The organism is Arthrobacter sp. ok362, assembly GCF_900102785.1.
Taxonomy (GTDB): domain Bacteria; phylum Actinomycetota; class Actinomycetes; order Actinomycetales; family Micrococcaceae; genus Arthrobacter.
This window is the reverse complement of sequence record NZ_FNGC01000003.1, coordinates 179,708-190,283: the sequence shown is the minus strand read 5'-3', so window position 1 is coordinate 190,283 and position 10,576 is coordinate 179,708. Positions and strand designations below refer to the sequence as shown.

At 62.6% G+C, this 10,576-nt stretch carries 10 protein-coding genes; 3 read left to right on the top strand and 7 right to left on the bottom strand.

Going from position 1 to position 10,576, the window contains the following annotated elements:
* Positions 1–10 precede the first annotated feature (10 nt).
* The 3 genes from BLQ10_RS05195 to BLQ10_RS05185 all read left to right on the top strand — a co-directional run bounded on the left by BLQ10_RS05195 (position 11) and on the right by BLQ10_RS05185 (position 4,191).
* Positions 11–151, top strand: coding sequence for a hypothetical protein (locus tag BLQ10_RS05195; protein WP_091559689.1), 141 nt, complete (start codon positions 11–13; stop codon positions 149–151).
* A gap of 248 nt (positions 152–399) precedes the next feature.
* Positions 400–3,030 (top strand): GH25 family lysozyme, encoded by a 2,631-nt coding sequence (locus BLQ10_RS05190; protein WP_091559207.1) that lies wholly within the window; start codon positions 400–402, stop codon positions 3,028–3,030.
* Between the two features lie 273 nt (positions 3,031–3,303).
* On the top strand, positions 3,304–4,191 hold the full coding sequence (locus BLQ10_RS05185; protein ID WP_091559204.1) for a glycosyltransferase family 2 protein: 888 nt from the start codon (positions 3,304–3,306) through the stop codon (positions 4,189–4,191).
* 58 nt (positions 4,192–4,249) lie between these two features.
* On the opposite strand, the gene BLQ10_RS05180 is transcribed toward BLQ10_RS05185, so the two are convergent.
* The 7 genes from BLQ10_RS05180 to BLQ10_RS22270 all read right to left on the bottom strand — a co-directional run bounded on the left by BLQ10_RS05180 (position 4,250) and on the right by BLQ10_RS22270 (position 10,449).
* Positions 4,250–5,389: a glycosyltransferase family protein gene (locus tag BLQ10_RS05180; protein ID WP_091559202.1), complete on the bottom strand. Its 1,140-nt coding sequence runs from the start codon at positions 5,387–5,389 to the stop codon at positions 4,250–4,252.
* A gap of 57 nt (positions 5,390–5,446) precedes the next feature.
* Entirely contained in the window at positions 5,447–6,538 is a 1,092-nt protein-coding gene (locus BLQ10_RS05175; RefSeq protein ID WP_302847288.1) for an acyltransferase, read from the bottom strand.
* On the bottom strand, positions 6,535–6,933 hold the full coding sequence (locus BLQ10_RS05170; RefSeq protein WP_091559197.1) for a DUF2304 domain-containing protein: 399 nt from the start codon (positions 6,931–6,933) through the stop codon (positions 6,535–6,537). The genes BLQ10_RS05175 and BLQ10_RS05170 overlap by 4 nt, the downstream gene beginning before the upstream one ends.
* Positions 6,934–6,937: 4 nt before the next feature.
* Positions 6,938–7,576, bottom strand: a complete 639-nt coding sequence (locus BLQ10_RS05165) for a glycosyltransferase family 2 protein (RefSeq protein WP_091559195.1) — start codon at positions 7,574–7,576, stop codon at positions 6,938–6,940.
* A gap of 82 nt (positions 7,577–7,658) precedes the next feature.
* Positions 7,659–8,147: a hypothetical protein gene (locus tag BLQ10_RS05160; RefSeq protein ID WP_091559193.1), complete on the bottom strand. Its 489-nt coding sequence runs from the start codon at positions 8,145–8,147 to the stop codon at positions 7,659–7,661.
* On the bottom strand, positions 8,144–9,487 hold the full coding sequence (locus tag BLQ10_RS05155; RefSeq protein WP_091559190.1) for a glycosyltransferase family protein: 1,344 nt from the start codon (positions 9,485–9,487) through the stop codon (positions 8,144–8,146). The genes BLQ10_RS05160 and BLQ10_RS05155 overlap by 4 nt, the downstream gene beginning before the upstream one ends.
* Positions 9,484–10,449, bottom strand: a complete 966-nt coding sequence (locus BLQ10_RS22270) for a glycosyltransferase family protein (RefSeq protein WP_091559189.1) — start codon at positions 10,447–10,449, stop codon at positions 9,484–9,486. Before BLQ10_RS22270 ends, BLQ10_RS05155 begins: the two co-directional genes overlap by 4 nt.
* Positions 10,450–10,576: the final 127 nt, after the last annotated feature.

The window sequence follows — 10,576 nt, the reverse complement described above, 5'->3', positions numbered from 1 at the left end:
CTGGGGCGCCCTGGGCTACGAAAAGGGCAAACTCGGCTACCCAACGAGCAACGAGACCTGCGGCCTCGCTAACGGCGGCTGTGTGCAAAATTTCCAGGGCGGCACCATTAGCTATACAGCTGCGCTGGGCACAAAAGTTTCCTTCAAGTGAATCTGTTCCGGTAGCCAGCCCGCCGCGCGGAGCTAGAGCCGCCGGAGCCGCCACCGAAGGTGGATTCCCACACGCCACTCTGAGATCAGGGACACCACCGGTCACTCTGGTATCAGAGTCGATCCGGTGCTATCGTTTCGGCGTCAAGACCAATCGAATTGACGTATCGGCTTCCGACTCGCGGATGACCGGTCATGGTGAACTAGGTAGCGTGTTTTGCGGAGCACGTTGGCGCTCCGGAGAGACACATGAAGCCGAACACGACCCCTTCAACACGACGCACATCGCGACTCAAGACCGTTGCAGTCGTGGTCGTCACCGCGGTCGCGACACTCGGCCTTCCAGCGCAGGCCTGGGCCCTCGAACCGGCGCCGTCAGCTTCACCAACTGCCACAGCCACCGCGTCCGCAAGCCAAAACCCCGCATCCAGCAGTGTGGCGAGGGCTGAAGCCACGCCGGCACCCAGCCCGGTCCCGACGGCGAAGGCGGTCCCGACGGCGACGGCGACGCAGGCAGTAACGGGCACTGCTCCGGGAGCCATCGACATGAAGGCCCTCAACGCTGCCATCGGAGCAAACGGTGCGTACATGGGCCAAGGTCTGAAAACTCGTCTGGCCGGCTCCCCCCGGTCCGGCGCCTCTTCAGCCGTCGCCGAGTCCCTGCAGATCGAAAGCACGTGGAAGGCCCCCGGCGTTCAAGGCCTGGACGTGAGCGGCTACCAGCCAACGGTGAATTGGCCGGCGCAGTACTCCATGGGCGCGCGTTTCGCGTACGTGAAAGCCTCCGAGGGCCTCAGCTACCGCAGCCCCACTTTTGCTTCGCAGTACTCCGGTTCCCTGAATGCCGGCCTCATGCGCGGTGCCTATCACTTCGCGCTTCCGTCCGTCTCCACCGGGGCGGCGCAGGCGGACTACTTCATCAACAGCGGCGGCGGCTGGAGTCCCGACGGCAAAACCATGCCCCCGCTGCTGGACATCGAATACAACCCGTACGCCACCCTCGGCAACACCTGCTACAACATGAGTGCCGCCGCGATGGTCGGCTGGCTCAAGGACTTCTCCAACCGCATGCTGTCCCGGACCGGCCGCCTGCCGATGATCTACACCACCGCGGGCTGGTGGTCGCAGTGCACCGGCAACTCCGGCGCCTTCGGAAACCAGCCGCTTCACCTGGCGTCCTACTCCACCTACGTTGGCAATGTACCCAACGGCTGGGGAACCTACAGCGTCTGGCAGTACAGCAGCACCGGCCCGTTCGCCGGCGACTCCAACGCCTGGAACGGCTCCTACGCGAATTTGCAGAAATTCGCCTCCACTGCTGACGGCGCGGTCCCGAAGCCCTCGATCATGTCAACCGGCGACCTCGTGGCCGCCGATGCCAGCGGCGCCCTGTGGGACTACCCGGCCACCGGCACAGGCGGTTTCGGTACCCGGAAGCAGATCGGCCAAGGGTGGAAGGGACTACGGTCGATCAACGTGATCGACTGGAACGCCGACGGGGTCCTCGACGCGGTTGCGCAATGGACATCCGGCCGGGTCAACGTCTACCTCGGCATCGCTGCCGGCGGCTTCTCGGCAGGACCCGTGCTGGCCGCCTCCGGTTGGGGCGGCTACCAGCTCACCATCGGGTACTGGCTGAGCAGCAGCTACTTCCCTCAAGTCCTCACCCGGGACGACGCCGGCAATCTCACTTTCTGGCGCAACAGCTCCGGTGGAGGCCTCGGCACAGCCAGCAAAATAGGCACAGGCTGGACCAAACTCAACCTGACGATGGTCGACTTCGATGGGGACGGCACCCAGGACATCCTCGCCCAAGACTCCGCCGGGACCATGCGCCAGTATCCTTCCAATGGCGCTGGCGCCTTTAACGCCGGATCGCCCCGGACCGTCGGGACCGGTTGGAACCAGATGACCAGCTTGACGGTCACGTTCTCCTTCAAGGGCTACGCCAAGACAGGCCTCATGGCCCGCAGCCGTGACGGTAACCTGCGATACTATCCCGTTCCGGGGAACTCCACCTGGGGTGCATCCACGATCATCGGATCAGGGTGGGGTAGCTTCCTGATCGCCGGGGGTGAAAACATCAACAACGCCGCAACGCCTACTAGTCCAACGGTGGCGGCTGGCCCGCCAATTAAATCGGGATCCGACGTCGTACGGGTGGACGCCGCAGGCAAGCTGTGGGTACATCCGGCAAACGGAGTCGGCGGCTTGAACGCGCCGAACCAGATCGGCACCGGCTGGTCCGCCGCCAAGACCCTCCACGTTCTCGACTGGAACAAAGACGGCGTGCCCGATGTGCTGGCACAGTGGTCCTCGGGTGCCCTGAGCGTATACTTCGGCGCCAAGACCGGCGGGTTCACCGGTCCGGTCACCCTCGCCAGCACTGGCTTCGCCAAGACGACTTTCGTCACCGGCCGATGGGTGAAAGCGAGCAGCTATCCGGGACTCGTCGGCTACGGATCGGACGGCGCCCTGTACTACTGGGCCAATGTTTCCGGTCGAGCCCTCAGCGCCCCAGTGAAAATCGGGGCGGGCTGGGGTGGTCTGAAGATTGCCATGACCGACTTCGACAGCGACGGTAATCAGGACCTGCTTGCAGTCAATTCTCTCGGCGCCATGCGGCTCTACCGCTCCAACGGCCAGAAAGGCTTCGTCTCCGAGACGCGAAAGGTGATTGGCTCAGGATGGCAATCGTTCCGGCAGTTCTCCAGTACGGCCGGCTTTACTGGCACCACTTCCAAGGGCGTCATGGCGCTCCTGGCGAACGGCCAGCTGGGCTACTACCCCATAGTCGCGGGAAGCAAGTGGGGCCCCCGCACCACAGCTGGAACCCTGCCGTCGTCGACCGTGGTCTCCATGGCAACATCCGCCTACTAGGGACGACTAGCCCGCGACCATTTCCTGGTTAAGTGTCGTGAGGGCAACTATGAGCGGTCCGAGGCCAGCACTTTTAGGGTTTCCGGCCTTTAGTGCGCGGCGCCGGGTTGGCGCCATGCCGCGGCGCGGTTCGGGGACAGTACCGTTGCAATGCAATTGGCGGCGCTTGCTGCCCGTCAACTAAAGTTGCACCGGGTACGGCCGCTTCAAAGGGGTGGATTCACCCATAGTTAAAGTCGCTCGACGCGTAACCTTCAATCAAACAACAACAGAATGCCGAGGCTGTCCTTGCCGCAGTTGAGTGTGATGATCCCCGTCAAGAATGGGATGCCGTACCTGAAGTCCACCATCGCGAGTACCTTGTTTGCTATGCCACGGGACTCGGAGTTGTTGGTCATGGACGACGGCAGCACCGACGGCACCACCGAATTTCTTGCAAGCGGCCGGGACAAGCGCCTGAAGGTCTTTCGGAATGAGGAGTCCGTTGGCGTTGCTGCGGCCGGGACCGCCTTGCTCGGACATGCGACGGGCGAACATGTTGCGCGGATGGACGGCGACGACATCTGCCTCCCGTGGCGCTTCTCCGTTGAACGCCGGGCCCTCAAGGGCGCCGACATCGTGTTCTCCCCCATGCTGTTGATCAGTGCACGGAACCTGCCATTCCGGCCGTACTTGGAACGTGGCTTGTCGGTCGACGCAGTCCCCCTGCACCTGTTGCTCGGCAATGTCTTGGCAAACCCCACGATGTACGGCACCCGTGCCGCCCTCGAGTCCTTGGACGGGTACCAAAAGACACATGCCGAGGACTACGACATGTGGCTTCGGGCTGCAACCATGGGGATCCGCATGCGCCGTCTGGACGCGCTGCCCACCGTCCTCTACCGCCGCCATTCAACCCAATTGAGCCGCTCCCGCCCGTGGGACCGGAAAAGCGACGATGTGGTCCTTGAGAGGTCGTTCCAGGCGCTGGCTGAGACCGCCATCGGGTTCAAGGGTTCGGCGTCAACCGTCCTCTATAACCGTCCCCGCTCAAACCAGCCGTACCCGACGGATCCCGACATCCAGGAATTTGCGAACGGAGTGCTCGAGGCCTGCGGGCGCCTCAAGAAGGGTGACCGCCGGATATTGGAAACCCGGCTTCGATCCGTTTACCGCGTCTAACGCTGGAACCGGGGTGCACAGTTGGTGGCGAGGTGAAGTGGCGGCGTCACGGCACCCCTCAGCTGGAGTGCTGCATGGCTGCAATTTCTGCGATGGCTGCGTCCCAAACGGCCACCTGGGATTCGGCTGACAGCGGTCGGGCTGCCTCGTCGGCTGCCCGCTTCCAGCCGTCAATGACCTCGGGAGTCAGCGACCAGAGCGTCTCCCGCAGCGACGCCGCCGAGAAGTCCTTCGTGATGGCTCCAAGCCCATACTCCCTCACCAGGCCCACCATTGCAGGGGACGGCCCAACGATCAGGCCAATGCGTGCTTGCACGGCCTCGAAGAATTTGTTGGGGAGGGCGTTCTTCAGGTTGAAGTTGGTGGGCGGCAGAAACACCACAGAGACATCGTATTCACTCAGGGTTGCGACCAGCTCCTTGTAGGGCACCGGGTCACGGAAAGTGATGGAGGGAACCGACGCTGCCTGTGCTTTGAGTTCGGCAACGTAGTCGGGTTCGTTGGGCATCACGATCATGTCCAAGGAAAGCCACTCTGGAGCGTCCTTCATGGCTTCGACGAAATTCTCCAGCTTGCGGTACCGCTGACCGGCGGCGCTGTGGATGAGGCGGACTTTCTCTCCCACCGGCCTGGGGGTGCCTGCGGAAAAGGGGGCCGCATTGGTGACCACGCCAGTTGGGGTCCCGTAGTCCTTGACGTATTCATCCGCGATGCCCTGGGACACCGTCGTCACCGACGATGCGGCAGGAAGGTAGCGGGAGCACAGCCACCGCATGAAGGGCGCGATGAACAGGCGCCATTTGAGATTGTCTTCCTTTTCCCTGGGGGCAAACTCATGCAGGTCCGCATGCACCCCCAACTTGGGCTCGAGTTCCAGTGCAAGCGGCAGGGTGTTGAGGTCGTTAGCCAGAATCATGTCAAAACGCCCCTTAGGGAGAATTGCACGGGCCGACTTCACTGCGGGAAGGCCGTCATAGACCTTCGTGTACTGGCGGCTGACCAGCCCGACTTTGTCTGACGGCCAACCGCGAGAGTCCTCGGGGAGCGCAAAATGCTCCGCCACGCCGTCGGGAGCGGCACCATAGGCACACGTGCTCACACGGTACTTCTCCTTGAACAACTCCACCTGCTTCAGTACCCGGGGGTCCGATCGAATGGGCGAAAACGTCAGGATAAGCAAGGAGGGAAGCTCAGTCATGTCCCCTATTATTCCCGATCGAGGGCGGCACCCGGACCTAAGCTGCAGCTGCAGCGGCTAAAACACCCTGCGAAGGAGCGGCGTCTTTGAAGCAAGCCACGAAATGGCAAAGCTGGCCGTCAGGGTGACCACATAGGCCGCGGCGACCGCCATAAATGACTTCGCGCCGAGGACGGCGGGGACATTGAGCCGAATCGCTTCGAAGACAACCAAGTGCACCAGAAACACACCAAAGGAGGCGTTGGAGAGGGTCCCCAGCAAAGCCCCACCCCGGCGGGGTACTTTGATGAACTCGGCGAGGGACAGCCCGACGACGAAAACACCGAGCGCTGCCAGTGCCACCCCCGCGCCCAGATACGAAATGGAAACCAGCATGTCCGCGACCGGCAGGACGCCCCGGTGCCCGAAGTGCCAGACGGTGAAGGCGATCAATGCGGCCGTCAACACCGACGCTGAAGCAAGCCGCAGGCCCCTGAGCCGAACCTTGCGCAGGGCATACCCCGCGGCAAAGTAACCGACGTATGGCATCCAGTACGTAAAGATGTTCAGAGGTATTGGCCGGTTAACACCGAAATGCGCGAGAACGCCGGGCACCATGAACGCCAGCACCGTCATGACAAGCAGAATGCCGGCGGTGGCAAAAGCACGCCGGCTGCCCCTGCCACGGATGAATCCTGCCAGCACGGGTGCAATGGCATACAGGCCCAAAATGAGCCACAGAAAGTACAGTTGCGTGAAAACGGAACCGTCATAGAGCAGTTGCAGCACCCGAGCGGTGGACAGGTGTTCCTGTCTCATCCAGATCCGCACGCCAACCAAATAGACGGCGTTCCAAAAGATGAGTGCCGGCACCAAACGGACCGCGCGCTTGCGGTAAAACGCGGCCGGGGCCTCTTCTACCTGGCGGGAGCCGAGCAGAAGGGCGCCAGAAATCATGACAAACACCGGCACCACCCATATGAAGCCAATGTCAATGGCAACGGCAGCCCACCAGCCGCGGCCAGCTTGGGGATCCGCCCCCACCCGTAGCCCGAAGACGTGAATGGCCACCACGCCGCAAATACTAAGAATTCTCAGGATGTCCAGTGAATAGTCGCGGGGCGAAGCGACAGCCGCGCTATCTTCCGGGCGTGACCTGAGAACCGTCACTCGGTCTCCCGCATCCGTTCCGAGAACAATGCCGAATTGGTCTGCGGCGCATCCTTGAGCCAGGGGCGGGGGGTTTCGTCAATGGCGATGCGCCGCGAAAGTTGGGTGAGCGTTGTCTCCATGTGCCGGAAGCGCTGGTAGGTCGTGGCCATAAAAACCATGAAGCTGACGATCAGGCCGTAGAGGACAAGATCGGTGCCACGGCCAATGCCCAGGGAACGGGCGAGCATGGTCAGCAGCTCGGGAAAGAAAATCGACAATGCGGCCACAACCGCGAAAATCACCAGCATGATGCGGCGGATGGCCAGGTGTCGGGCATTTGAGCCGCCCCGCATGAGCGCGAGGGAGACGACGATGACGGCCAGTACGAGAACTATTTGGACTATGATCTGCAATTTCTCACCTAAACAGAAGGTCAGCGATGATGTTGACGGAGTTCAGCAGGGACTGGCCTTTGGCCTTTGAGTAATCGGTGTAGATGATCTCAACGGGGTGCTCCACCCAGCGCGGGCTGATCTCGGACACCTGGTGGATCAACTCCGAGGCGTGCGCCATCCTGTTCTGCGTGAGGTGGATCTTGCGGGCGACCTCCGGCCCGATGGCGCGCAGCCCATTGTGCGCGTCGGTCAGCGCCAGTCCGGTCGCCAGCCGGGACTGGATCGCTGCGGTCCGCAGCACCAGGCGCTTTGCCGGGGAAAGTTTCGTCCGGCCGTCCAGGAACCGTGAGCCCAGAACCAGGTCGGCCTCGCCTGTGCGCACACGGTCAGCCATTGCCTTGGCGTCCTCAACCCGGTGCTGACCGTCGGCGTCGAACGTTACGATGCAGTCAAGTTCGGGATCCTGCAGCGCATACTCGAAACCTGTCTGAAGTGCCGCACCCTGGCCCAGGTTGACCGGGTGCTGGACCACGACCGCGCCGGCCTGCCTGGCCACATCCTGCGAGCCATCGCTGCTGCCGTCATCGACGCACACCACGTTCGGAAACTCTTGGCGGAGTCCCTCGATCACCCCGCCGACGACGGAGGCCTCGTTGTACATAGGTATGACTATCCAAGTTCGACTCACCGCAAAAGTATCCCATATGCCCAGCATCGAGGAGGGCCGGCGGTCCCCGCGCAGCTCAATCCCTTGCAGCCTGGGACAGCGCGTTGGCCATGGCGAAGGGTCCGTGCATAAGACGGGCACTCGTGCGCCGCCGCAGCATCCACACGGCCCGGTCTGCCTCCGGATCCGCCGAGACGATGACGTCGGCTTGGCAAAAAATGTTCATTAATTGGTGGTCTTTCTTCAGTGCGCGCGCCACCCGGCGGGATGCCAGGTTGTATTTCACTAGACGGCCCGCGATTCCCAATGGTCCCGGTTTGGCGGCGAGAGAATCCACGAGGGCACCGAAACGGCCCGGGGCGGAGATCTCCAGCCCGACGACGTCTACGTTGCCGTGGCAAACGGTACCCGCCGCTTGGGGCGGTCGCGCATACCCGGCGACGCAATGGACGGGGACATCGTGATTGGCCACGGCCGACTGGGCTCGACGCCACAGTTCATCAATGGCCATGTCCGGGCGCTCGCCACGGCCCAAGAGGATGGCGAGTTGAATGGGTTCTGTCACGGCTTGCTCCGCTCAGAGGGCAGTGCGGTCGGTCCGACCCGCTGGTCGAGTTCTGAGCGTAGTTCGGCGATCGCCGGACGAAGGGTGGTGGACCGTTCAAACTGCTGCCCGAATTCCCAGGCTGCGGCCCACCTTGCCGGATCCGGGTCGGCAAGTTCGTCGGCGCAGGCAAGCAACGCGGCTGCGATGCCCGCTGGAGTCAGATCTTGAGCTTCAAACCAGAGCGGATAATCCCGGAGCATGGTTGAAGCGGCGCTGTCCGCCGCATGGACAGACACAATAGGCAGCCCCGTGGCAATGTATTCCGCAGTCTTTCCGCCCGTCACGTACTTACCCGGCGGAAGTATTAACAGGAGCGCATCGACGCTCTGATAGAACGTGGCGACGTCGCGCTTGGAGATGGGGCCTTCATAGGCCAGGCCGCGGTGCACGCCTGAATTGAAGATCTCCAGGACGTCTGCAGGCACCAACCCAGTGGGGCTCAGCTTTCCGCGGAACACCGCGTGCGCCGTTTGTGCACCCTCCTCGCCAAAGGCTGCGTCCCATCCCGCCAGGAACTCGGCCAAGGGAACGGCCGTATATTGAAGGGTGCCGAGGTAGCCGATGCGTGGTTCTTTGGTTGCTTTGGCCGCAGGACGGGCATGTCCCGGCTGCGGGTCAAAGCCGTTGGGTACCACACGCATTGTTCCGGTCGTGTCCGGGTACCTGCGGGCGTATTCGTCCCGAATGGGGTCATTCACAAACCAAGTCTGGAGCGCCCCCCTCAGATATTCATGTTCAAGAATGCCCCGCTCCGACGTGGTGGGAAAGATCTCGGCCCCGGTAAACGTGCTGAAAGACCACGCATCCCGGTAGTCCAGAACGTAGGGAACATCGGCCAGTTCGCGGGCTATTTTGTACGACACATAGGGCGCTGCCGAGGCCATGACAAGGTCAACGCGGTGCTCGCAGTGAATTTGGTGCACGGCTTCGCTGGCAGGGGCAAACCACGACGCATGAAAGTCCTCGGGGAACGCCTTGCGGCTGCGCCGCCGAAAGAGTTCCTTCCAGACATAGGGAGCCTCGATCCGGAGCCGCGAGTAACGCCGAAGGTCACGGCGGTTTGGTTCCTCCGAACCGCCGTCGGGCACGTGGACCACCTTGATTCGGGGATCAACGGCGTCCAACAGGCGGTTGTCTGCGCCGGTCACTTCAGCCCAGATGTCTGCTTCCACCGTGAGGACCGTTACGTCCCATCCGGCTTCTGCAAAGCCGTTGGCCACCGCGGTGCACCGGTACACCGAGGAAGCCGAGCTGGGCGGGAAGGCAAAGGAAATGTAGAGAAGGTGGGGCCGGTTCACCGTGTGGCGTCCAATACTTTTTTGTAGCCAGCTTCCAGCCGTGGCAGCAGTGCCGCCGGACCGTGGTTGTTGAGAATGTAGTTCACGCTGTCGAGCCTGCGAGAGAGTGCGAGCGGATCGGCCAACGCCTCGCGAACGGCCGATCCCACATCAGCCCGGGCAACCGAAACGGCGGCCACGTCGGACGGATAGCCGGCATGCTGGTCAGCAAAGATGGTGGGGATGCCCATGCCCATGGCCTCCAGTTCGCTGGTGGCCAATATCCCCGCAACCTGTCCCACGGCAACGTGGGCGTGGGACATTTCGCGAAGGTAATCCGCCTTGGACATCTTTGGCAGCAGTTGTACACCCAATGCGCCGACCTCCGCCGCACGGTCCCCCCAGTCCAAGCCGACGATGTCAACGTCCATTCCGGCCAGGGAAGCCGCAACATCGGCAGCCGTCTGCACCCACGCATCGCCGCCCTTCGATGCGTCCCATCGTGACGGGAAGAACACCCGTGGTTTGTCAGCCGGCGCCCACTTCGGGAGCTCGGCCAGGTCTACGGGAATAGGCATGTACTCCGCGTCAGCCCTGGCGCGCTCCGCTTTTTCGCGATTGTCCGGGGTGGCGTACCAGACATGACCGGCTCCGTCGACGTCAGCCTTGATGGCGGCGTGGTGCTGCTCCTGCCAGTAGTTTTCCCGAATATCGGTGCCGTGGAGGGTCAACGCGTACGGCCGGGCAAACCTGCCCCGCGCCCATTTGGCCCTGCCGCCCATGTTCACATGCCACAGCTGGGTCCGAGGGTAGGCGGACGCCTGTTCCAGGACGAAACGGTAGTAAGCGGCTTTCGTGCCGCCGCGGGTCCACGGGCCCTGAATGATCTTCCACGGCTTGCCCTGCCGCTGCCCCTCTGTGACGAAGGTCTTGCCGACATCGGCGCAGTCGAAGAGTTGCGTGACCCGGATTTCCTTGTTCATGCCATACATTGTCGCACTCCACCCACTCCTGCCAGCGTCAAGCACCTGGTCCGCAGGGTTCAGATCCCGAACTCCGCAGACCTGGAGGCAACGCGTGAGTAAGGCATGCTCCAGGCAACCCTCGTAG